This window comes from Natrialba chahannaoensis JCM 10990, from assembly GCF_000337135.1.
Classification (GTDB): Archaea; Halobacteriota; Halobacteria; order Halobacteriales; family Natrialbaceae; genus Natrialba; species Natrialba chahannaoensis.
Map to the genome: position 1 here is coordinate 23572 of NZ_AOIN01000078.1, position 23320 is coordinate 46891.

Sequence of the window (23320 nt, forward strand, 5' to 3'; positions counted from 1 at the left end):
CACCATCTTCTTGGGGACTCCCGCCACAGCGGACGTATGCACGTCGTCGTCAACGCCGCCATGAGCGCGGACGGGAAACTCTCCTCGCGCCGGCGCGAACAGATCGCCATCAGCGGTGACGCAGACTTCGACCGCGTCGACCGCCTCCGCGCCGACAGCGACGCCGTCGTCGTCGGCGTCGGCACTGTCCTCGCCGACGACCCCCACCTCACCGTCAAGGACGAGAACCTTCGTGATGAGCGCCGAACCAACGGCAAGCCAGCGAACCCCGCTCGCGTCGTCGTGGACTCGAGTGCACGCACGCCATCCTCTGCCGAAGTCCTCGACGACGACGCGACGACCTACGTCTGCGTGAGTGACGCAGCGCCCGTCGAGCAGCGAGCGGCGCTCGCCGAGCACGCCGACCTCATCACTGCGGGCGAGGAGCGAGTCGACCTCCTGCGGGCGTTCGCCGCGCTGCAGGAACAGGGCATAGAACGGGTGATGGTCGAGGGCGGCGGCGAACTCATCTTCTCGCTGTTCGAGGCGGGCCTGGTCGACGACCTTTCGGTGTTCGTCGGCCCCAAAGTGATCGGCGGGCGGGACGCGCCGACGCTGGCCGACGGCGACGGCTTCGTCGAGAACTTTCCCGAACTCGAGTTGGGCGAGGTCGAGCGCCTCGACGGTGGCGTGTTGCTGACGTGGCATGTATAGTAGCCACTGCAAGTCACTGCACACCTGATCGCACGACGAGCGCGCGGTTCGGAGCGAGCGCGGTTCGGAGCGAACGAAGTGAGTGAGAACCGCGGACGACGAGCGGGGAACAGCGTGACCCGCGAGCAAACGAAGTGAGTGAGAACCGCGGACGACNGCGAACGAAGTGAGTGAGAACCGCGGACGACGAGCGGGGAACAGCGTGACCCGCGAGCAAACGAAGTGAGTGAGAACCGCGGACGACGAACGGGGAACAGCGTGACCCGCGAGCGAACGAAGTGAGTGAGAACCGCGACACAGCGAACGGGGAACAACGTGACCCGTGAGTGGGCTGTGCGATCAGTGTGTAACTAGTTGCAGTTGTTACTATAGTGGAGTAGGGAATTGCTCGCATCGCAGTCCCAGTCCCGTCACACCTTTCCTCACGCATCACGTACCCCAGCGCATGGAACGAGCCACCTTCGGCGGCGGTTGCTTCTGGTGTGTCGAAGCCGCGTTCAAGGCCCTCGACGGCATCGAGTCCGTCACCTCCGGCTACGCCGGCGGCCACACCGAGAACCCCACCTACGAGGGAGTCTGCTCCGGCGAGACTGGTCACGCAGAAGTCGTCCAACTCGAGTACGACCCAGACCAGATCGCCTACGAGGACCTGCTCGAAGTCTTCTTTACGATTCACAACCCGACGACGAAGGATCGGGAGGGGCCGGATATCGGCTCGCAGTACCGCTCTGCGATCTACGCTCACGACGAGGACCAACTCGAAACGGCCGAAGCGTTTGCGGCTGCACTCGAGGACGAAGGACTGTACGAGGGGATTGTCACCGAAATCGAGCCGCTCGAGACGTTCTACGAGGCTGAGGAGTACCACCAGGATTACTTCGAGAAGAATCCGAACGACGCCTACTGTTCGATGCATGCGGCACCGAAGGTCGAGAAGGTCCGCGAGCAGTTCGGGGCAGATGCGACGGCGACGCAGTAGCACAACCACGGAACGAGGGGCTAGGTGCCGTGATAGCGTCGACAGCTCCGACAGTTTCGGCGGTTTTGACGACTCCGACAGTGCCGTCGGCTTCGGCAGCCCGGACGGCACTAACCGATTCGCATACTGTCACGGCCACGGCACAGCATCCCTGAACCCTGCTGAGACACTCTGTTACATCCAATGACTATCACAACTGACGTCCTCGTCATCGGCGGCGGCGCAACCGGCACCGGAATCGCTCGCGACCTCGCCCTCCGCGGTATCGATGTCACACTCGCCGAACGCGGCGGCCTCTCGGCCGGTACCTCCGGGCGTTCACACGGCCTGCTCCACAGCGGCGCACGCTACGCCGAAGCCGACGCCGAGGGCGCACTCGAGTGCCTCGAGGAGAACCGAATCCTGCGAGAAATCGCGGGCGAGTGTATCCGGGAGACGCGCGGTCTCTTCGTGCAGGTGGCCGGCGACGACCCGGCGTACTTCGACGAGAAACGTGCGGCCTGCGAGGAGCTTGGCATTCCGGTCAAGGTCGTCGACGGCGACGACGCGCGGGAGGCAGTGCCCGGACTCGCTGCGGATGTCGAACGCGCGATGTGGGTGCCGGACGCGGTCGTCCTCCCCTCACGGCTGGTCGCGGCCACCGCCGCCGACGCTCGCGAACACGGCGCTCGTATTCTGACGAACGCACCGGTCGAGTCGATGGCACTCAATGGCGACCGCATCGACTCGGTTTCACTCGGCGGCGCGGTGGACACTGCTGTCGAACCCGAGTACGTCGTCAACGCGGCGGGGCCACACGCTGGCGTGGTCGCAGAGATGGCGGGTGTAAGCGTCGAAATGCGCCCAACGCGAGGTGTGATGGTCTCGGTCGACCACGACGGCCTCGGGCCGGTGCTCAATCGCTGTCGCGATCCGGCGGACGGCGATATCATCGTCCCCCATGACGACGAGGTCGTGCTCGGGACGACGAGCGTGCCGGTCGACGATCCCGATGAGTTCGAACGTGACGAGCAAGAAATCGAGCGGACGATCCGCGAGTGCGCGATGATGCTCCCCGCCGTGGCCGACGCCCCGCAGGTTCGGACGTGGTGGGGCATCCGTCCGCTCTACGAGCCCGACGAAGCGGCTCGCGGCGGTCGCGGCATCTCACGCGGGTTCGTCCAGCTCGATCACAGCGCGGATGGTGTCGCCAATGTTGTCAGTATCGTCGGCGGCAAACTCACCACGTACCGACGGATGGCCGAATCCGTCGCTGATCTGGTCGCGGACCAGCTTGGGGTTGGGGACTCGAGTACGACGGCTGAGCGAGAACTGGTCGGTGCGTCGTCGGCGAGTGAGATCGATGCGTTCGTCGACGAGTTCGACGGCCAGGGACCGACGGATGCGGATCTTGTCGGTGAGTGATACTGTCGGACAAAAGTTAGTGAGCTGCCGGTCGCGAATTCGTGGCGGTCACTGAGAGGGAACGCCACAGTTCTGCGATCGACCTTCGAAGAGTTCTGTCCAATAGTCTGAGTTCCGACTGCTCTCCCCTGTCTATAGTAACAACTGCAACTAGTTACACACTGATCGCACGTTCGCGGTTCTCGTTCAGTTCACTCGCTCCGAACCGCGCTGCCGTCGGGCGATCAGGTGCGCAGTGACTTGCAGTGGCTACTATAACCACCGATATCGCTACCGAGCGACCGAAACGCAGCGGACCCTTGGACGACCAAAACACCGAGGAGTAACTACATGTGTACCCGCGCCGACGACTGGCATATGAGCGAGGAGCAGCCGCCCAACGAATCGGTACTCGAGAACACCCCTGGTCAGGGACGGACGCCCGAAGCCGAGCGAATCGACCCCGCGGCACCCGAGGAGTTTGGCTTGATACAGGTCTGGTGGGGCGACGGCAAGGGGAAGACGACGGCGACACTCGGAATGGGAATGCGCGCTGCGGGCCACGGTTACCGCGTGCACGTCCTCCAGTTCATGAAGGGCGGCGCGTCGAGCGTCGACGCTGTCCGCGGCGAGTACAACGCCATCGACGCTCTACCGGGGATCAGCTACGAGAATCTGGGTCACTACGGCTGGCACGGGATGGCTGACGGCAGCGACGAGGCCCAGCACGAGGCCGAAGCACAGGCCGGACTCGAGCGCGCCCGCGAGGTCATCGACGCGGCGGCCGAGGCCGACCTCAACGCGCCGCTCGCACTCGGGGGCGATCCGACCGACGGCGTGCACATGCTGATTCTGGACGAGGTGCTCTACGCCGTCGAGCGCGGCCTGATCAGTGAATCAGACGTGCTCGGACTACTGGATGCGAAACCGGATGGACTTGAGGTGGTCCTCTCTGGCGGTCACGAGGAGCCGGCGTATCTGGCCGAGCGAGTGGATCTGATTACGAACGTTCGCAAGCAGAAGCATCCGATCGAGGACGGCCAGCGGGCTCGTCGCGGGACGGAGTTCTAGCTGAATCGTCGGTGTGCACCTCACGCGCTAGTCGGACTCGAGCCAGCAGAGCGACGGGCAAGCCGCCCGAGGAATGCGAGGAAGACGACCGATCCGAGGATTCCAACGAGAATGAGGGCTGTCCGGCTCACACCGGCCATCACGAAATACGGCGTCCCGAGAGCCAACAGCAAGAGGCCGATTCCGAACCCGGAGACACGGACGGTCGTTCGTGTCGAGGGGTGTGTCTTCACAGCGAACGCGCCGAGACCGAGCGCCGGAAGAAACAGCGTCAGCGCTGGAACGACGCCTTCGAACCAGTCATCGAAGTGCCACGGTGTCTCGGAGTCCTGTGACGCGTCGTACGTCAGCAAGAGGAACACCTCGTTGCCGTCTTCGACCAGAACCGACCCGTTTTCGGCGTCGTGATACTCGAACGACGATGGGGGCGCTTCGTAGCCGTCGGCGCAGTAGATCACGACAGCCGTACAGACGTTCGGTTCCCAATAGGGGACCTCTCCCTGTGTTGCCCCGCTGTTGGTCCCCTCCTCGAGTGTCCGTTCGATAAACTCCTGGGCCAGTGGGGAGAACTCGTCGACGGGAATCGGTTCGTCCCGGTCGACGTGCGTTTCGAACGTCGCCGTCGATTCGGGTGCGATGTAGTGTGGGTACTCGCTCTGATCCGCGTACGGTGAGGCATAGGCGCTGTCAGACAGTCCGACGCCGACGAACGCGAGGCTGATTCCGAGAAGGAGGAGGGGGATGATGGACCACCGGACAGCCATACATGATGAATCGTATGCATTACCAAGTATTTTCGGAACTTTCTACAGCGTACAAAACTCGGATATCTCCGCCTGGGAGGGATCGTACAAAACCAAACCGGTATGACAAAAACTGGTGCCAGCACAGTTATTACCAGTCACTGTGAACGATCGGTCAGCTGATACTGATGGGAGTCCTTCGAGTCGACGAGTTACGCAAGTCGTACGGCGACGTTCGGGCTGTCGACGGCATGTCATTCGACGTCGAGCACGGAGAACTGTTCGGCTTTCTCGGCCCCAACGGTGCTGGGAAGACGACCACGATCCGCTCGCTGACCGGCCAGATCGTCCCCGACGAGGGCACGATCGACGTACTCGGAACCGATCCGACGACAGCACCGATCGAAACGCGAACGCGCGTCGGCATCCTCCCCGAACAGGCGACGCCGCCGAGCTTTCTCACGCCGGAGGAGTATCTCGAGTTCGTCGGCGACGTGCGCGACCTCGACGAGGGGGCCGTCGCGGACGGCATCGACCGCTGGGCCGAACGGCTCGGCTTCGAGAGCAAACTCGAGACGCTGCACACTGACCTCTCACGGGGCCAGCAACAGAAGGTGATGATCTCCCAGGCGTTCCTCCACGAGCCGGAGCTGGTGCTCATCGACGAGCCGCTGGCGAATCTGGACCCGCTCGTGCAGGAGCAGGTCAAGCAGTTCCTCACGAGCTACGCCGCAGCGGACAACGCCGTCTTCGTCTCGACGCACAATATCGATGTCGCGGCGGATATCTGCACCCGCGTCGGCATCGTCGCCGACGGCAAAATCGTCGCCGAACGCTCGGTTGCAGACGAGACGAGCGACGACCTTCTCGAGACGTTCCTTGATCACGTCGACGATGCGAACGCACGTGACCTCCCGTCACTCGAGCGGGACGCGATCCAGACATGAGTGGAGCCGGTACTGACGCGTCACGGTCCACGCAGCCCTCGAAGTCCTCAAGTGCACCGGGCCAGCGAGGCAGACCTGGCCGCCAACGGGTCGGCTCGAGCTTCGTCGGTGACGGGACAAACCGGCTGCTGTTCGCCGCACTCCTGCGCGAGGAGTGGCGGCTGCACACCCAACTGTTCGGCGGCGGGCGCTTTCTCACCTTCCCGCTGCTGATCGCCGTACTCACCGCCGGCGCGACAGTGGCACTCGTAGAGACGGGAACCGCTGCCTCGACGGTCGTGTTTGGCCTACACGTCCTCGCACTCGGCTTCGGACTCTACAGCGGCACCGCCGGCTTTGCGGGCTCGAGTATGCTCGAGAACGTCTTCGGTGGCCTCTCGCTCGTTCTCGGGACAGCTGCGACGCTCCCGCTCTCACGACGGCGACTGCTCGGCATCTTTCTCGTGAAGGATGCGCTGTTCTACGCCGTCGTCTTTGTCCTGCCGATGGCGACTGCGGCGATTCCCCTCGAGGGTGTGTCAGCGACGACACCGGTCGACATCGCGACGCTGTGGCTCTCGCTCTCGCTCGTCTTTGCCGCCGGGATGACCGCAACGGTCGCGCTGATCGCGTTGCGAACGCGTGGCGTGCCGACATGGACCCTCCTGACTCTCGTCGCCGCCCTCGCGAGTGGCGTTCTCGGCTCCGCGTCGGCAACGCTCGCGGTGGCTCAGACGCTGGTCGTTCCACAGTCCGCGTCGCTTCCGGCAGGAGTCGGACTTGCGGGCGCAACCGCGCTCGTCGCCGCTGCGTCGCTTGCCGTGTACGATCCGACGTACGGCAAGCCGACCCGAACGGCAGTCGACCAGTTCGCGCGCCTTCGCAGACTCGGCGACACCGTCCCTGGTGCAACCGGTGTGAACGATCCGCTGGTCGTCAAGACGCTGCTCGACCTCTCGCGCTCCGCCGGCGGCGTCTGGAAACCGTTCGTCTCTGCCGGCATCCTGCTCGCGCTCGTCGCCGCGCTCGTCGGCGTCGTCCACGAGATTACCGGGATCGAACCTGCACCCGGCATCTTCTTCGGCGGCGTGCTCGGTCTCTCGGCGTTTACCACCTACAACTGGCTCACCCAGTTCGATGCACTCGAGTCCTACCTCGCGTATCCGGTGACGATCGCCGACGTGTTCCGGGCCAAGCGGACGGCGTTCGTCCTCGTCGGCACGCCCGCGGTGGCCGTGCCCTACCTCGCCGCAGTGCTCTGGTTCGGGGCAGCGCTCATCGATGCGCTCGTCGGCGCAGTGTTGCTCGCTGGCTTCGGGCTCTACTACTACGGGCTCACGGTCTACATCGCCGGCTTCGACCCGAACGAGTTCCTCTTTGATTCGGTCCGGTTTGGGCAGTTCACCGTCGGCGTCGCGGTCGCGCTCGTTCCGGCGCTGGTCGCGGGCTTCGTCGTCGTGCCGCCGACACCGGAAGTTGCACTCACGCTTGCCGGTGTCGGGATCGGATTCGGTGCGATTGGCGCGGTGCTCTCGAGTCGCGCAGGGCCAAAGTGGGACAGGCAGTATCGTCACCAGTAGGCGGCCCCGTCACCGCCGCTGCACAGCGTGCACCCCTGCAAACGCGAGCACGACGAGAACGATCACACTGCTAGCTGTAACTCCACCAAACCCCGGCATCGAGTCGAGCACCTGTTCTGGAGTGTCACTGCCAGTATCGGGCTCCCGAACTGTCAGCTCTGCGCTCACAGCCCCTGCAGTGATCGTTACCTCCCCGGCAGTCGGTGGAACGATCTCCGTTCGAACCGTTCGTTGCTCACCCGACTCGAGTGCGACTCGTACCTCACCCACCTGCTCGCCGTCTGCCTCGATCGGGACTGTCCCGATCGCGGTGCGGTTGGCTGGGTTCGAGACAGGTATCTCGAGTGGGGTCTCGACGCCGCGGACCGGGTCAATGTCGGCGGTGATCGAGTCGACCTGCGGCGAGGCGGGATCGCGGGCAGTCACGGTGATCGATTCGTCTGCAACCGCTAGCTCGTAGGTGCCCGACGAGGTGAGGTTGTGGCCGATCGTGACTGTGGCCGTCTCACCGGCTTCGAGGTGGACCGTTTCAGTCGCTGCGATGTGGCCGTCGACCAGCATCGGAATCGTGTGTGCGCCGTCTTCCGAGCCGACATTTTCGATGGTCGCAGTTGTCGACACGCGTTCGCCGACCCAGACTGTTGGCTCCGAGTCGCGCAGTGGCAGGTCGCGGTGGAGTCCCGAGACGGAGAACTGTGGTGACGGCCCGAGTTCGGTCGCGAACCCGACCTTCGTAAACTCGTCTGTCGTCGACCCGGGCAGCGTAAACAGTGACTCGTCGTCGGGGATTGCCGGAGTCTCTTCACCGTCAACATACTGGTCGATCCACGCTGCCAGCGCTGGCTCGCCGCTCACGTCGACGACGGCGGCTTTGAACTCGTCGTAGTCCTCGAGATCGTACGTCTCCTGGGTTAGTACGTCGAGCAACGTCGATTCGCCGTCGGTCTCCGTCCGGATTGCTGCGTCCAGTCCGGCGAGGACGTGGGCTCCCTTCTGGTAGTCTGCAGTGGACTGGGAAACCACTGCTGGGTCCGTTAGAATTGCGTCCTCGTAGCGCTCGTCGGTAACAGTATCGTAGAACTCGTCGAACGTCCCCTGCCCACTGTTCAACGCGATCAGGTAACCGTAGTACTCGCCGGTCGCCTCGGTGAGCCACAGCATCTCGTCATCGCCGAAGCTCCCGAGAAAGATGTGTGCTAGCTCGTGAGCCGGCACATTGTCGACCGTGTCGACTGCCGCACTGTCGCTTGCGACCCAGGCGACGTTGCCGATAGCCTGCCCACCCTGACGCTGTGGCGTGTGCTCGCCGGGAAGGACGTACAGCGTCAGCCGGTCATGCTGGAGTCGCCATTCCGCGAACTCCGCGGCGGCCGTTGCCTGTGAGAGTTGCGCCTCGGCATCGATCTCCGACTCGAGTTCGGCCGGAACGATGACGGAAGCCACCATCGTGCCCGCGGCGTCGGTGTGGTGGGCGTGTTCGCCAGCGTACATCGCTCTGGTCGTGGCGTGGCCGGTGCCATCGAAGCTGGCACGGTTGACCACTGTCGGGTTCGAGCCCGTGTATGTCCAGGAGAGGCGCGGTGAGGGCGTCATAATGAAGCCAGTTTCGCCGTCAGCGTAGTTTCCAGCCCCAATCTGTGAGCGGCTCGGATCGACATCGAGTTCGATCACCGGATCCGAACCGCCGGTCCACTCGAACGTGGTGTCGTCGACCTGCTTGAGGTTCGCCGTGTCGCTGACAGCGATGCCGTCGGTTCCAAGCTCGTCGAACTGGACCGTCAATTCCCGAACGTTCGACGGGAGATCGTACTCGTACGTACCCGTGAACGTTTTCGTCTCAGCGTCGTAGCTTCCGGTTGTTTCCACGACGAGTTCGGATGTCGCCGCTGCACTCCCCGTTGCGACGAGACCCAGTGCAACCACACAGAGACAACAGAGTGCCACCAGCTGTAGTCCACGACTCATTCGTTGCAGTGACTGTTGGCTACACAGTCAAATACTGTGTGGCTACCCCCAATGCAGGTGCTCTCAGGTGACAACTGTGTGTGAGTTTGAACAAGCCGTCACAAGGACTGGTAGTCTAAATCAGTGAAAACAGCAGTCGTGTGCAAGGTATGAAAGCAACGGCGTGACCGCCGAACACGCGACTATGAAAGTCGTCTACAAACCCGGCAATGCGTACGAGGAGATCAACTGCTACGATTTCCGTGAGTACGAGCAGGGAATCGTCCTGCACAACGAGGAGGGATACAACATCGGATACGTACCCCACGAAATCCTGAGCCACATCGAACCCCACCCGGAGGAGAAGATTGTATTCGGAAGCGAGGAGACTCTTGCGGTACGAGGAAGCGAGGACGGGGACGAAACCGAAGCGGAGAGCGACAGCAACGACGAGGACGACTAACGCCTTCGGCCAACCGGAACCGACAGGACGATAGCCCACGCCAGAACACGTGGGTGTGAATGACGCGGACGCTTCTTGTCGCCGGAACTGCCAGCCACGTCGGCAAATCGACGGTCGTCGCGGGCCTCTGTCGTCTGCTTGCCGACCGTGGCGTCGCCGTCGCGCCGTTCAAGGCTCAGAACATGAGTAATAACGCACGGGTCGTCGTACGCGCGGATAGCGCGGGTGGAAAAGACGGGCAAGGTCAGGGTCAGGGGCAGAGCCAGGACCAGAAATCGCGTCCGGCTGGTGACTGTGCAACAATGGAAACCGCTAACCAGTGGGGCGAAATCGGCGTCTCCCAGTTTACCCAGGCCCGCGCGGCCCGGCTCATGCCGACGACGGACGTCAACCCCGTCCTGCTGAAACCGCGTGGCGACGGCGAGAGCCAACTCGTCGTCCAAGGGCAGGCCCGTGAGCACGTCCCCGCAGGCAGCTACTACGAAGACTACTGGGACGACGCCCGCGACGCCGCCGAGCAGTCCTACCAGCGACTGGCCGCCGACCACGACGTACTCGTCGCCGAAGGCGCGGGCAGCATCGCCGAAATCAACCTTCACGACCGGGACCTCGCCAACGTCGAAACGGCCCGCTTCGCCGACGCAGAGATCATCCTGCTCGTCGATATCGAACGTGGCGGCGCGTTCGCCAGCCTCTACGGCACGATCGAACTCCTCCCCGACGATATCCGCGAGCGCGTCACCGGCGCACTCATCACCAAATTCCGTGGTGACCCGTCGCTACTCGAGTCCGGTATCGACGAAATCGAATCTCGGACCGGCGTTCCGATCCTTGGTGTGCTGCCGTACGACGACCCAGGATTGCCAGAGGAGGACAGCGTTGGTCTTCCAGAGACCGACTCGCAGGGTGTGCGCGGTGATGACGATGGCGTGCCCGCCGAGCAACGCCTCCGAATTGCGGTGCCGCGGCTCCCGCGAATTTCGAACGCGACCGATCTCGAGGCGCTCGCCGCGGAACCGGGCGTTTCGGTTGTCTATCTCCCGGTCGACGATGCAGACGCGAACGCCGAAACCAACCCGGCTCCCGACATCGATGCCGACGCCGTCGTCATCCCCGGCACCAAGAACACCGTCGACGACTGCCGTGCCCTTCACGCTGCTGGCTTCACTGACGCGCTCCGCTCGTTCGATTGCCCCATCGTTGGCATCTGTGGCGGCTACCAACTGCTCGGCAAGCGGCTCACGAACGCCGCACTCGAGAGCACCGGCCAGCGTGACACCGTTCCGGGACTGGGTCTCCTCCCGGTCGAAACCCGCTTCGATGAGACGAAACACCTCGAACAGACGACGGTCTCCGTCGACGGCGCGGCAAGCCCCTTGCTTGCCGGCGCAGACGGCACCGCATCGGGCTACGAGATTCACGCCGGGCGGACGCGCGTACTCGAACACGAGTCCGTCGCCAGACCGCTTGGCGAGCCGAGCGCGGCGCGCGGGCTAGTGCTCGGGACCTATCTCCACGGCTTGTTCGACAACGAGGGGGTTCGGACGGCATTTCTCGAGAGCGTTGCGAGAGAGGCGGGACTCGAGTGGCCGCCAGCAGGTGGGGCACAGACAGAGCAGCCTGACAACCGGTGTGGACAGACACCGTTCGATCGCGCGGCGTCGTTGTTACGGGAGAACGTCGACGAGACGGTAGTCGAACGACTGGTAAACGGCTAGTGCGACGACCCAGCGGGTCGGAGCCGAGAGTTGAGGTGGTCGGTTACGCGCTATTCGCCCCGTCGCGGTACGTTCCGAGCAGTTCCTCCAGGATAATACACTCCTGATCGGTTGGATCGTAGTGTGTATCGATGAAGCGCTCTGCGGCCTCGTAGTTGCCGCGCAGGCCCTGTTTCCGGACGGTAATCACGGCGTCCAAAAAGAACGTGCCGCCGTCCGTGCCGAGCGCCTTCGCGTGGTCCGCATCGCTGATGTCGAGTTCGGATTTGATCTCATCGAAGTTGAACGTCTTGACGTCGTGGTCGGGGTCGACCAGCGTGAGGACGTACTCCGCGGAGAACCGATAGAACTCGGATTTGCTCTCGAACATACCGTCGTCGACGAGTTCGTCGATTTCGTCGACGACCTCGTCTGGGTACCTGACGGTATCTTTAGCCATGTCCGCAACGTGCACGCTGTGGCATAATTACTGTTTCGGGAACGTGTTTCTCGATCGGAAGATGACGACCCCACGTTCAGAGTGAAAGAGAGTGTCTATCGCCCCAGAGAGAGTCCAAGAGTCGGCAGCGAGCGGCAGTATCGGCTACAGCGCGATAGAACGCAACTACCTACAAATTTATTATTTATCGGACGCAACAGGGAGACGCAATGGCAGACGAAGACGAAATCCGTGAGCAGATGATCGACGCGTTCGAAGATGCTGACTACCCCATCTCGAGTCCGATGGACCTCGTCCCCGCGCTCCCGAACGGCCCGGGAACGAAGTTCGAGTCGGGAGACTTCTCGATGACCGCGATGGAACTGAACACGAAGACGTCGGGTGGGGACTTCCCGTACGACGAACCAGAGGCATTCGTCGATGACATCATCGACGACCTCAAAGACCAGGGCGAACTGTAACAGGAGCGACCGTAGAGCGGCACAACGCCACTGGAGATAGCGGGACGCACGTCGCTGTCGGCCGCGGCCGCTCGGCTGGTAGCCGACCTGCGTGATCGAAGGATATTACCACTGCAAACTACACGTTCGTTCTCTCGACTGGCGTGTGACGTGTCAGTACCGACACCGACCCCGAGTTTTATTGTATGTCCGAGAGTAGATAGAAAGAACAACGTGACGTCGGTGGTACCGAACACGGAGCTGGACTCGCGTCGATCCTGAACACGAGACGTATATGGAACAATTGGAGCAGCACTACGCACTTATCTGTGTGACGGGAACAGCGGACCGACGGCACCGTCTTTCGGTTGCCCTTTCGGAGCGTGGTGTCGACGGTGCTTCGGATACTGACAGTACTGATGCCACACCAGTCTCCGATATCGATGCCACCACAAAGACTACCGCGACATCACACATCGAATCTGACCACCTGACGATCATCGAACGGACGCTCGCAGACCTCGAGCGCACCGACGGCGGCACAGGAAACGGGCTTCCAGATGATGTCCATGCCGTCGTTATCGATGTCGACGAACCATCAGCACTCGAGACGACCCTCGACTGGGTCGACGGCCACCAGACAATCGAACCCTCGTCGTGTGTCGTTGCTCCTAAAGACGGCAGTGAGGCGCTCGCGGCGACGGCGCTTCGTCAGGATGTCGACCAGTACGTCCCATCCGACGAGGACGTCCTCGACTGTGTACTTGAAACGGTTGCTGAACCCACTGCATCGACACCCGACGACGAGTACCACAGGATCATCGCCAACGAACTCCCCGATGAGGCGTTCATCATTGACGAAGACGGCGTCTACCTGGAGACGAAAGTACGGCCGACATCGGCTGACCTGTATACCGCTTCGGCCGAAAACCTCGTCGGCTCCTCGCTGGACGATGTTTTCCCCGAGGAGACTGCCTCGTCGCTCCAAGAGTGCGTGACCAACACCATCGAGTCGGGCGATGTCCAGACGCTCGAGTACCGCGCTGAGACGACTGACGGGGAACGATTCTTTGAGGCGCGGGTCGTTCCGATCAATGGCCGAATCAATGGGAAGCGAGCCGTGGTCTGGCTCGCACGTGATATCACCGAGCGTGCCGAGCGCGAAGCCGAGCTCCGGGCACGACAGGCCCATCTTGAGACACTCAATCGGATCAATGCGGTCATCCGACAGGTGATCGAAACGCTTGTCGACGCACCGACGCGCGACGCCATCGAGCAGGAGGTTTGTGCGGAACTCGTCGACTCGGGGCTGTACTGTGGCTGCTGGATCGCCGAGCGGACGGGTGCTGGTGAGTTCAGATATCGGACAGGGGCTGGAGAAGCGACGACATATCTCGAAAAGATTCGTCAGCTGGAGGATGATGCGGGGACGCTGTCATCGGCGGTGGTATACAAGGGAGCAAGTGGCGATGTCGACCCTGATAGTGATGTGAAAGGGATGACTGGTTCCGATACCGACATCGACGCCGACAGCGTAGACCGCCCACTACGGCCAACCGAACATACAGGCGTCACCGGCGAAATCACCTCCGCCAACCATATCCTTAAAACGGAACCTCTCCCCGAGCCGCTCCAGGAAGCCGCCCACGCTGACGATGTCCGCGCCGCGATCACGGTTCCCATCGTTCACGAACAGACAACTTACGGCGTCCTGACCGTCCTCGCCAGCCGTGCCGAGGCGTTCTCCGACACCGAACAGGAGGAGTTCAAACTCCTCGGCGAGACCATGGGCTTCTCGATCATGGCCGTCAAGAACCGACAACTCCTGTTTGCTGACACCGTCGTTGAACTCGAGTTCCGAATCAATGGCGGCGAAACCTTCTCGTTCGACCTGTCATCGACCTACGACTGCACCTGCATACTCGAGTGGGCGGGAACGACCGGGGACGGCCAGCCGATCCAGTACGTCCGTATCGAGGGTCTCGACGGCGACACGGTGCTGGACGAAGCCGAGGCCCACGAGTCGGTGGAATCGTGTCGGCTCATCCACGACGGGCACGACCACTGCACGATCGAGATACGCCTGACAAAATCGGGCGTCCGGACGCTCGCGAACCATGGCGCGACGATCAGAGACGTGCGGGTCGAAGACGGTGTCGGTACCTGTGTCGTCGAGGTACCACAACACGGCGATGTCCGAGACGTCGCGGAAGCGCTGTCGGTCGTCTACGAGAATACGGAGCTAACCGCGCGCCGCGAAGTTGACCGCCCGGTTCACACTGCCGTCGAGCGACGCAATCGAATTCTGGGAGAGCTCACGGATCGTCAGTTGACGACCCTCCGGTTGGCGTACTTCGGCGGCTTCTTCGAGTGGCCGCGCTCGAGTACCGGCGAAGATATCGCCGAGGCGCTGGGAGTGACGCCGCCGACGATGCATCAGCATCTCCGGAAGGCACTCAAGACGGTTCTGTCGGAGTTTTTTGCGGACGGGAACGCTGTGGCAGATGCCGATAAAACCGGTGGTATCGACGGTGGCGGTGGAACAAACACACAGAACCGGACGGACAGCTGAGATCGGCGACGCTACTCGAGTCCGGGCTGCATGTGCGCGTTCTGGCGTGACTCCGTAGCGACTGTTGCCGGCTGAAATCGATCTAGATAATTCAGGTGAGACAGACACTCATGATCTCATAAAGGTCACCCATGTAAACCCAAGCGAGGATGGAGGCGGGACGACTCCGTTCGAACGATGGTGACGCTGACATGGCTGGCCCGGTCGGTTCGAGTGAGACGGTGTCGAACGACGGCTTGCTGGCACCCCAATGAAGAGAGACAGCGACGAGCACGAAACGGGCAGCAACGAGAACCGAAACGAGACCAAACAGCAGACGGCGCTCGTGTGCGAGTCTCAGAGCGTGGACACTCGTGGTAGGCACATCGCCGCTCGAAACGGTGCTCGCCGGGTCGAACGGACGCTACTACACCAAAAAGCAAGTCCGGGCGAAACTCGAGTGTGGCTCCTGGCGACTGTGTTTGCGCGAGCGCCATTCAACGCGCTGGCTTGTGGAACTACCAGGTGAGACGCTGTTGTTGCTGACGGCTGTCGAGCCCGATTCGTTGCCACGGTGGGCTGAGATCAGAATCGACGGGAACACAACGCGCGTCGTCGACACGCGTCGGCGCGGACCATCTGAGGGCTGTGCTGGTCGTTGATACGTCTGTTATGCTGTAATGCCGGGAAGAACCAGTGCATCTGCTGTCGGGATTATCACAGCGTGACAGTGTCCGGGGAGTGACTCCCTCGATCCCCAGACCCCTGTGCGCTTATTCTTCGTCGGTGTCGAGGTCGCCCTCGCCGTCGTCGTCCTCGCCGCGAACGAACGCAGCCTGTGCGTCCGACTCTGCTTCGACATCGATGTCGCCAGCGCTTGGCCCTTCGATGAGTGCTTCGAAGTCGTCCACCTCGTCGTACTGATCTTTGTAAACCAGTGCCGCCTTGCCCATCGACGTGATCTCGTAGAGACCGGAGCGTTCTGCTGGTCCGATCTTGTCAACGAGTCCGTAGTCCTCGAGGACCGGCAGTCTCGTGTTGATGTTCTTTCGGCTCTTTCCAGTATGCGCAGCCAGGTTCGTCGCGACGTTTCGACCCTTGTCCTCGAGTGCCTCGAGGATCAGGAAGTCAGTTGGTTGGCGTAGCTTCACTCTCAGTCACTCTCGTACTATATGTTGATTTCCACTGGTAACTAATACTTTCGGCTTCCCCTCATGGAGCTCCATTGGTAATTGGGATCGGAAAGTGTATATATCGTGGCGAGCGTTCGTAACAATGGGGAAGCGAACGCCGCGTGTGAAATATAATCACTCATGGAGGCGGCGGTTCGTTGTACGGCACTCCACCATGCCGAACCCCACTGCACCCTATTCGTTCGCCATCGACGTCGACCACTGCTTCGGGCACCCATCGAAGCACTGGTCGCCGTCACGCTGTACAGCAAGACGGTCGCCGTGAGAGTCGTCTCTATACGGGTCAACGAGTGACACACCGGACGCACTGAGCCACTCGAGTACCCGCGCGACATCGTTGGGGGAGTCGACGCGATAGCTGGCAGCGGACGGTTCGGTACCACCGACACGTATCCCAATACCGGTGGGTTCGACGGAACGGAATGCGGATTCATCAGTGACGTCGTCACCGATGTAGATGGGGACGGTGTCGTCAGGGAGTTGGGTGTGGATGAGGTTGACTGCGTCACCTTTTCCCCAATTGACGTCTGGACCGATCTCGAGGATTCGCTTGCCGGGTGAGAGTTTGAGGTCGTCGCCGCCGAGGCGGTCGACGACAGAGCGAGTCAGTCGGTGAACAACGGGGCGCGCGCCGCTGGGAACGGTTCGCACGTGGACGGTGCCGGTGAGGCGCTTGTTTTCGACGCGTGCGTTCGGGATCGGGTCGAGGACGTTTTCGAGCGTCTCGCAGACGACCTCAACGCGAGTCGCGCGCTCGCGGGCCGCGGGATGAATTGCGAGTGACTCGCTCCAGCCGAGTTCGAGGCCGTGGTTACCTGCGTAGATTCGCGGGTCGTCGACGCGCGTGCGAACGTCTACGAGGCTGCGGCCGCTGACGATCGCGGTAGTAACGGAGTCTGCTGCGGCCAGCGACGCTAGCGCGGCGACGTTCTCGGTCGTCGGTGCTGCGGCGTCGGGATCGTTGACGATCGGCGCAAGCGTGCCGTCGAAGTCGAGACAGACGAGCAGGTGACTGGCGTCTGCGAGCGTCGCGCGAAGCTGGGGCAGGTGCTCACCGGTGAGCGGAGCGGGAATCGACGGGTCGTCGGTCGGACCGGACGACGTCTCGTTGGTGGGGTGTTCCGTGGTCGGTTCGGTCGTGGGATACTGCTCAGACATGGCTCTCTGAATCGAAATCTCGGATCGATAGCGCTCGGTACGGTCGTTGCTCAAGCGGCCAGTGCCGGGTGCGGCAAGCGGTGGCTCGGCGAGCTGAATGTGGCACACGAATCGTTACATCGGTTGGGTTCGTTCTCGTGACTCGATACCTGCAGCCCCGTCACCGTGAACACGGCGCAGCAGGGCGAACTGCGTCGCCATCCAGTCGTCAATATCGCCGCCGAAGACGCTCGACCGGAGGGCGTCCATCCGCCTTGTTCGATCCTGTGGTGTCATCGAAAGCGCATCGCCAATTGCGGTCGCGAAGCCGCTTACGTCGGTGGGGTCGATAGTCAACGCGTGCGAACTCAGACGCTCGTGTGCGCCTGCACGGTCGCTCAACAGGAGCGTGCCGTCGGTCTCGACGCTTGCAGCGACGTACTCCTGAGCGACCAGGTTCATGCCATCGATCAGCGGGCTGACAATCATCACGTCGGCGTGGCGATACAGCGCACAGAGGTCCTCGTGTTCGACGTAGTCCTCGGTATAGACGATCGGCTGCCAGTCGTCGGTCCCGAACCGTCGGTTGATCCGGTCGACTTCACTGCGGACGATGTCACCGTGGCGCGCGTAGGCTGGAATCTCCGTTCGCGACGGCGTTGCCTTCTGGATGAACGTAAAGTCACCGTGCCAGCGTGGATTCTCGGCGAAGAACCCCTCGAGTGCGGTCAGCCGCTCGGGGATGCCCTTCGTGTAGTCGAGTCGATCGACACCGAGGCCGATCGCCGAATTGCGCGGAATGTCGTAGCGGTCGAACAGCGAGAGCAACTGCTCTGCATCAGTCTCGCGAGCCTGCTGGTCGTAGGACGCTGCATCGACACCCATCGGCGTCGCGACGACGCGGGTCGTCTGCCCGTTGTACTGGATCGTCCCCTGCTCGTGATCAACTGTTGCGTCCGGCAAGAACCGGCGCACACAGTCGAGGAACGCGTTTGCATAGCGCTCGACGTGGAAGCCGAGCAGGTCGTTTCCGAGGAGTCCCTCGAGTATCTCCTCATGGGCAGGGCAGTAGTCGAACGTCGCGGGTGATGGCCAGGGAATGTGCCAGAACTGCGCGATGCTGGCCGAATCGGGAATCGTCTGACGGATCATGCGGGGTGCGAGCGCGAAGTGGTAGTCTTGCAGCCAGACGACCGCATCGTCGCTCGCGTGATCCGCGACCGCCGCGGCAAAACGCTCGTTGACGGTACGGTACCACTCGAGATCGTCGGAGCGCTCTTCGACGAGTTCGGCGAATCCGTGACAGAGCGGCCAGAGAACGCGGTTACTGAACCCGCGGTAGTAGGCGTCGACGGCCTCCTCGGAGAGGTCGATGCGTCGGAGTGTGTAGGCCTCGTCGTCTGGTGGAACGCGAACGCAGTCGCGCTGGTTCGTGACGTCGAAGTCGGCGTCGCCGTCACCCCAGGCGATCCAGGTGCCGTTGGCTTCCTGCAGAACGGGGTCGATCCCGGCGGTCAATCCGCCGGTCGGTTCGTCAACGGAGATTGGGTTGGTGTTGGAGTTGGGTCCGACGTCGGCCCCATTCTGAGGCCTAGACTGGGACCCAGAATCGGAATCGGAACCAGAACCCGAATCAGACGTACCTGTCGTCTCTGTGCCATTCTCTTCGTCTGTGCCCGCTCCTTCATCGTACGTATGCCGGTACGGCTGTCGATTCGAAACGACGATGAGAGAGTCGGGGCAGGAACTCTCGGTGTTCGAAGTCTGCATTGTGCGTGCGGTAGTCGGGTGATTGCTGTCGGTGTCAGCGTTGGACGCTGATCCTGACACTGAACCTGACCCCGGTCCCGACCCCGACGTTGCCGTTGCTGCTGAGTCGGACTCGGAGTCAGATTCGGAGTCAACGTCTCGGTTTCGCTCGTGATCTCGCCCAGATCCACCAGGTCGAAGATTATACGTGTGCGTCGGCGACGACTGCTCGTCGTGAACTCGCATTCGCTGAAACAGAACAGCGTCGCCACTGGTTGCTTCGTGGCCTGCAGCCGCAGGTGACATAATACTCTCCCGGTACTGTTTCCGCTGATAAGATCATCCATACTGCCTGATAGTCAGAATTGAGACAATCCGGATACGAAAAGAAACGACACCATACAGCCCAGTTCTGTGAACGGACCGCAGCTAGCTCAGTGAACTACCCCATCCTCAAGCGCGAGCCGCCAGGTGAGCGGTAGGGTGGGGTAGTTCACTTCGTCCTGGAAGCTGATACCTTCGAAGCGGTAACGTCCTTCCTCGGCCCGCCCCTGCTTCAGGACCACGAGGCACACGTTGCTCCGGTCATGCCGCTCGGCGATGCGCCACAACTGCTGCTCGAGGTCGAGGAGTGACTGTCTGGTGTTCGATACCCAGAACCGACATCCGGTGTTCCGTCGCAGAAACCGAGCCGACAGCACTCGACACCGGCGCTAAAACTCGCCTGGCTGTCGAACGAATCGTATCTTTTTGACGTGCCAACACGTACCGGCGACCGCTGGTATGGAAACAATCAACGAACAATCCCTCGAGTGGCGCGAGTACGACCACGGAGACGCAACCTTCCGACGGAAACAGCTCTCGAGTGCGGTCGGCGCGGACGATATCGGGTGTAGTCTCTACGAACTCCCTGCCGGGAAGCAGTCGTGGCCGTATCACTACCATACGGCGAACGAGGAAGCGCTGTACGTGCTCGCAGGGACAGGGCTCCTCCGCTGTGCTGACGGTGAGGAGTCCCTGACCGAAGGCGACTACGTTACACTCCCCGCCAACGAGCACGGCGGGCACAGAGTCGTCAACGATAGCGAGGAACCGCTTCGGTATCTGATGGTCTCGACGATGCACGAGCCGGACGTGACGATTTATCCCGAGATGAACACGTTCGGCGTCTTCGTCGGCTCACCGCCTGGCGGTCGTGGTGAACGGGCGTTCCACGGCTACTACGACCTGGACGAGGACACCGACTACTGGCCGGAGTGAACTGCTCGTCGGTAGGCTTTTTCGCCCACCCTGCGAACAACCCTCATGATGACAGGATGTCGCGGCCTGTGTCCGCAGGTGGGGGCTCGATGAGCGGGCTTGCCGAGTGGCTCCAGACCGCTCGTGAGGAGCGGTGGGGACTGGTGCTCGACCTGGTCTTTGCAATCGTCTGGGTGACAATGGTCGACGTTCTCTTTCGCGTCCTTGAGGGGCCTGACTGGGCCTACTACGGATTCATGCTCGCTGGCATCGTCGCGTACTTCGGCTTCGTGACGAGCCTCGAGTACGCGCGCTCAGAGGCCGAGTAACGCAACCGCAGTCGTCTCAAATCGAAAACCGTCGCTGTCGAGTAGGGCACCGATACCGACTATTTCGTCTCCGTACTCTCCGTACTCTTCGTTTCGGCGTCGACCACGAGGACGGGTCGGCGGGTCGTCCGCAGCGTTCGTTCGGCGACGCTACCGAGCAGTGCCCGGCGGACACCGCTTCGGCCGGCCGAGCCCATGACGATCAGATCCACGTCGTGGTCGTCCGCGTAATCTGCGATCTGTCGGTGTGGTTGGCCGCCGATAACGGCCTCAGTGACGGTGAGACCGCGACCAGCAGCCTTCGATGCGACGACTGCCGTCGCGTCGCTGGCTCGCTGTTCGAGCTCCGGCATGTCGCCGAACTGTCCCTGTCGGATGCGGTCGACCTGTTCGGTGCCGAGTCCGATATCGACTGCGCTGGTGTCGACGACGTACAGCGCGTGAACGGCTGCGTCGTACGTTTTGGCGAGATCGAGCGCGTGCTCGACGGCGCGTTCGGCAACGTCGCTTCCGTCGGTTGGAACGAGTATGGTGTCGTACATTGATTGATGAGTGATCGTGGGTTTGGGTGAATCAGTCGTCAGCCGGTGCGCCACCGTTTGCAGCGTCCTCGGCGGACTCCGTTTGACTCATCGGCTCCGGGCTGTGACACTGCCGAACGAGTCGCTTGACGTGCTGTGGCGGGTTGTCCGTCACGATCGAAACGACGATGATGACCCCGAAGACGACCGGCACGCCGATTAGTGCCGACGAGGTTCCCGGCAACCAAGTTGCGACGGCAGGGATCACCGCGTCCTCGACGCCCGTGTACATCGGAATCGCCGTATCATTGAGGATCGCACCGAACGAGAGCACGATGCCGGTGAGCATCCCCGCAATTGCGCCCTCTCTCGTGGTGTTTTCCCACCAGAGTCCGAGGAAGAACACGGGGAAGAAGACGGTGCCCGCGATGGCGAACGACATCGCGACGAGTTCGCCGATGAGTGCCGGCGGGTTGAGGCCGATGAGCGTCACCAGGACACCGATGCCCAGGATAGTCACTCGGCCAACGAACATCTGTTCGCGCTGGGTTGCGTTCTCCTTGTAGAGATTCGTATAGAGATCGTGTGCAGCGGCCGAGGAGGCCGTGATGAACAGCCCCGCGGTGGTCGCAAGCGCTGCGGCGACGGCACCAGCAGCGACCAGTCCGACGAGCCACGTCGGGAGCTCGGCGAGCTGTGCAGTCAGGACGACGAGCGCGTCGGCTTCGACGCTGAGCATGTCGGCGAATCCGCCGCCGTCGGTCACCGTGTTGTCGTAGAGCAACCCGCCCCATGCGGCGTAAGCGGCCGTTCCCCAGTACAGCAGGCAAATGAAGAACAGGCCCCAGACGGTCGACCAGCGGGCCGTGCGCTCGTTTTCGACCGTGTAGAAGCGAACGAGGACGTGTGGCAGCCCACAGGTGCCGACGATCAGACTGAACGCCAGTGCGATCCAGGCGTAGTAGGAGCCTTCGGCGAACGGCTCGACGAACTGCGCTTCGATCTCTGCCGCTGCCGCAACCTCACTGCCAAACTCGACGTACGGCAGAACGGTCGACCAGCCCTGGCTCCAGCCGACAGCGTAGAGGCCGGCCGTGAAGGCAATGATGAGGATCACGTACTGGATCGCCATGTTCTTCGTCGTCCCCAGCATCCCCGAGAGGGCGACGTAGCCGATGGTGACGCCCATCAGGAGTATCACCCCCATCTCGTAGGAGATGCCGAAGATGTACTGGGCCATCAGCCCCATACCGCTCGCCTGGCCGATGGCATAGGTGAACGCGATTGCGAGCGTCGTGAACGCCGCGATACCGCGCGCCCAGTCGGAGTAGAATCGGTCCCCGACGAAGTCCGGTGCCGTGTACTTCCCGAACCGGCGGAACTGCGCAGCCAGGAAGATGAGCAAGATGAAGTAGCCCGTCGTCCAGCCGACGACGTAGGCCAGCCCGAAATACCCCGAGAGCGCGATGAGCGACGCAACACCGAGGTAGGAGGCGGCGCTCATCCAGTTCGCACCGATCGCCATCCCGTTCTCGATCGAGCCGATCGAGCGACCGGCGACCCAGAGGTCATCGACCGCAGCGACTCGGAAGAAGTAGCCGACACCGAGGAATAGCGCCAGCATCGCGGCGACAGTTAGCGCGGGCACGAGTTTGAACTCGCCGACATCGAGCGCCGTCTCTTGCATGACGAACGGCTCGAGTAGCTCGATCATTCTGCACCCCCGTCCGCGGCGACGGTATCGCTGTCCGTTTCGGTGTCTTCGTCCTCGGTGCCGCGTTCGTCCGGCGCTGCACTCTCGACATCGTGTGAGATGCCGTACTTCGTATCGAGCCGGTCACGCTGGAGCGCGTAGCCGACCGAGAGCAAGAGCGCTCCAAGTGGGGTGATGAGTGCCCCAAGAGCGAAATGCAGCGGGAAACCGAGGACCGTTGTCCCACTCATCAGGTCTGGTGCGAACAATGTTGCAGTTGGGGGACCGAAGATGACGATAACCCAGGCTGCGAAGGAGAGCCAGATCACCCGCAGGTGATCCCGCATAAACGGCGTCGCCGGCCTGAAGATGTTTATTTCTTTATCGAGGTACGATTCCGTCATCGTACCGCCGTCGGTTCGTGTTGCACTTCTGGATTGTGTGTTATCATCAGTCATGTGTTGTAGCCGATGGACATCCCCGATGGTTATTTTAAGCTCGTATTTGAACGACTGGTGTGTGTCGTGCG

The 23320-nt window shown here is 62.2% G+C and carries 22 protein-coding genes; 13 read left to right on the plus strand and 9 right to left on the minus strand.

Features of this window, described 5'->3' with window-relative positions:
- Positions 1 to 36: 36 nt before the first annotated feature.
- From C482_RS14000 to C482_RS14015, 4 genes are all read left to right on the plus strand, one after another.
- A complete protein-coding gene (locus C482_RS14000; protein WP_006168348.1) occupies positions 37 to 693 on the plus strand; it encodes a 2,5-diamino-6-(ribosylamino)-4(3H)-pyrimidinone 5'-phosphate reductase in 657 nt (218 codons plus the stop codon).
- A 445-nt stretch (positions 694 to 1138) separates the two neighbouring features.
- Complete coding sequence (gene msrA / locus C482_RS14005) at positions 1139 to 1672, plus strand: peptide-methionine (S)-S-oxide reductase MsrA (RefSeq protein WP_006168349.1); 534 nt, start codon at positions 1139 to 1141, stop codon at positions 1670 to 1672.
- Between the two features lie 183 nt (positions 1673 to 1855).
- Positions 1856 to 3076, plus strand: coding sequence for an FAD-dependent oxidoreductase (locus C482_RS14010; RefSeq protein ID WP_006168350.1), 1221 nt, complete (start codon positions 1856 to 1858; stop codon positions 3074 to 3076).
- A gap of 330 nt (positions 3077 to 3406) precedes the next feature.
- On the plus strand, positions 3407 to 4126 hold the full coding sequence (locus C482_RS14015) for a cob(I)yrinic acid a,c-diamide adenosyltransferase (RefSeq protein ID WP_006168351.1): 720 nt from the start codon (positions 3407 to 3409) through the stop codon (positions 4124 to 4126).
- 20 nt (positions 4127 to 4146) lie between these two features.
- Here C482_RS14015 and C482_RS14020 read toward each other — a convergent pair whose 3' ends face one another.
- Positions 4147 to 4890, minus strand: a complete 744-nt coding sequence (locus tag C482_RS14020) for a hypothetical protein (protein ID WP_006168352.1) — start codon at positions 4888 to 4890, stop codon at positions 4147 to 4149.
- Between the two features lie 167 nt (positions 4891 to 5057).
- On the opposite strand from C482_RS14020, the gene C482_RS14025 reads away from it, so the two are divergent.
- Together C482_RS14025 and C482_RS14030 are read left to right on the plus strand one after the other, a co-directional pair.
- A complete protein-coding gene (locus tag C482_RS14025) occupies positions 5058 to 5816 on the plus strand; it encodes an ABC transporter ATP-binding protein (protein ID WP_006168353.1) in 759 nt (252 codons plus the stop codon).
- Entirely contained in the window at positions 5813 to 7375 is a 1563-nt protein-coding gene (locus C482_RS14030; RefSeq protein WP_006168354.1) for a hypothetical protein, read from the plus strand. The genes C482_RS14025 and C482_RS14030 overlap by 4 nt, the downstream gene beginning before the upstream one ends.
- 9 nt (positions 7376 to 7384) lie before the next feature.
- Here the strand turns inward: C482_RS14030 and C482_RS14035 are convergent, their stop codons facing one another.
- Positions 7385 to 9340 (minus strand): CARDB domain-containing protein, encoded by a 1956-nt coding sequence (locus tag C482_RS14035; RefSeq protein ID WP_152422018.1) that lies wholly within the window; start codon positions 9338 to 9340, stop codon positions 7385 to 7387.
- Between the two features lie 184 nt (positions 9341 to 9524).
- Here C482_RS14035 and C482_RS14040 point away from each other — a divergent pair, with 184 nt between their 5' ends.
- Together C482_RS14040 and C482_RS14045 are read left to right on the plus strand one after the other, a co-directional pair.
- Positions 9525 to 9782 carry a hypothetical protein gene (locus C482_RS14040; RefSeq protein WP_049896775.1) on the plus strand — a complete coding sequence of 86 codons (258 nt, stop codon included), beginning with the start codon at positions 9525 to 9527 and terminating at the stop codon, positions 9780 to 9782.
- A gap of 59 nt (positions 9783 to 9841) precedes the next feature.
- A complete protein-coding gene (locus tag C482_RS14045) occupies positions 9842 to 11500 on the plus strand; it encodes a cobyric acid synthase (protein ID WP_006168357.1) in 1659 nt (552 codons plus the stop codon).
- A gap of 43 nt (positions 11501 to 11543) precedes the next feature.
- Here C482_RS14045 and C482_RS14050 read toward each other — a convergent pair whose 3' ends face one another.
- Positions 11544 to 11939 carry a ribbon-helix-helix domain-containing protein gene (locus C482_RS14050; RefSeq protein ID WP_006168358.1) on the minus strand — a complete coding sequence of 132 codons (396 nt, stop codon included), beginning with the start codon at positions 11937 to 11939 and terminating at the stop codon, positions 11544 to 11546.
- Between the two features lie 209 nt (positions 11940 to 12148).
- On the opposite strand from C482_RS14050, the gene C482_RS14055 reads away from it, so the two are divergent.
- The 3 genes from C482_RS14055 to C482_RS14065 all read left to right on the plus strand — a co-directional run bounded on the left by C482_RS14055 (position 12149) and on the right by C482_RS14065 (position 15592).
- A complete protein-coding gene (locus C482_RS14055; RefSeq protein WP_006168359.1) occupies positions 12149 to 12400 on the plus strand; it encodes an MTH865 family protein in 252 nt (83 codons plus the stop codon).
- Between the two features lie 274 nt (positions 12401 to 12674).
- Positions 12675 to 14951: a bacterio-opsin activator domain-containing protein gene (locus tag C482_RS14060; protein ID WP_006168362.1), complete on the plus strand. Its 2277-nt coding sequence runs from the start codon at positions 12675 to 12677 to the stop codon at positions 14949 to 14951.
- A 380-nt stretch (positions 14952 to 15331) separates the two neighbouring features.
- Positions 15332 to 15592 carry a hypothetical protein gene (locus tag C482_RS14065; protein WP_006168364.1) on the plus strand — a complete coding sequence of 87 codons (261 nt, stop codon included), beginning with the start codon at positions 15332 to 15334 and terminating at the stop codon, positions 15590 to 15592.
- A gap of 111 nt (positions 15593 to 15703) precedes the next feature.
- Here the strand turns inward: C482_RS14065 and C482_RS14070 are convergent, their stop codons facing one another.
- The 3 genes from C482_RS14070 to C482_RS14080 all read right to left on the minus strand — a co-directional run bounded on the left by C482_RS14070 (position 15704) and on the right by C482_RS14080 (position 19255).
- A complete protein-coding gene (locus tag C482_RS14070) occupies positions 15704 to 16081 on the minus strand; it encodes a winged helix-turn-helix domain-containing protein (protein ID WP_006168366.1) in 378 nt (125 codons plus the stop codon).
- 216 nt (positions 16082 to 16297) lie between these two features.
- On the minus strand, positions 16298 to 17281 hold the full coding sequence (gene otsB, locus C482_RS14075; RefSeq protein WP_049896777.1) for a trehalose-phosphatase: 984 nt from the start codon (positions 17279 to 17281) through the stop codon (positions 16298 to 16300).
- Positions 17282 to 17395: 114 nt separating this feature from the next.
- On the minus strand, positions 17396 to 19255 hold the full coding sequence (locus C482_RS14080) for an alpha,alpha-trehalose-phosphate synthase (UDP-forming) (protein ID WP_049896778.1): 1860 nt from the start codon (positions 19253 to 19255) through the stop codon (positions 17396 to 17398).
- Positions 19256 to 19792: 537 nt separating this feature from the next.
- Between C482_RS14080 and C482_RS14090 the strand changes: the two genes are divergently transcribed.
- The gene (locus tag C482_RS14090) at positions 19793 to 20269 is read left to right on the plus strand and encodes a cupin domain-containing protein (protein WP_006168374.1); all 477 of its coding nucleotides are present in this window, start codon (positions 19793 to 19795) and stop codon (positions 20267 to 20269) included.
- Between the two features lie 89 nt (positions 20270 to 20358).
- Positions 20359 to 20577, plus strand: a complete 219-nt coding sequence (locus tag C482_RS14095; RefSeq protein WP_006168375.1) for a hypothetical protein — start codon at positions 20359 to 20361, stop codon at positions 20575 to 20577.
- A gap of 59 nt (positions 20578 to 20636) precedes the next feature.
- Here the strand turns inward: C482_RS14095 and C482_RS14100 are convergent, their stop codons facing one another.
- The 3 genes from C482_RS14100 to C482_RS14110 are packed head-to-tail and all read right to left on the minus strand — an operon-like array spanning position 20637 to position 23249.
- Positions 20637 to 21119 (minus strand): universal stress protein, encoded by a 483-nt coding sequence (locus C482_RS14100; RefSeq protein ID WP_006168376.1) that lies wholly within the window; start codon positions 21117 to 21119, stop codon positions 20637 to 20639.
- A gap of 31 nt (positions 21120 to 21150) precedes the next feature.
- Complete coding sequence (locus C482_RS14105) at positions 21151 to 22812, minus strand: sodium:solute symporter family transporter (protein WP_006168378.1); 1662 nt, start codon at positions 22810 to 22812, stop codon at positions 21151 to 21153.
- On the minus strand, positions 22809 to 23249 hold the full coding sequence (locus tag C482_RS14110; RefSeq protein ID WP_049896756.1) for a DUF4212 domain-containing protein: 441 nt from the start codon (positions 23247 to 23249) through the stop codon (positions 22809 to 22811). The genes C482_RS14105 and C482_RS14110 overlap by 4 nt, the downstream gene beginning before the upstream one ends.
- Positions 23250 to 23320: the final 71 nt, after the last annotated feature.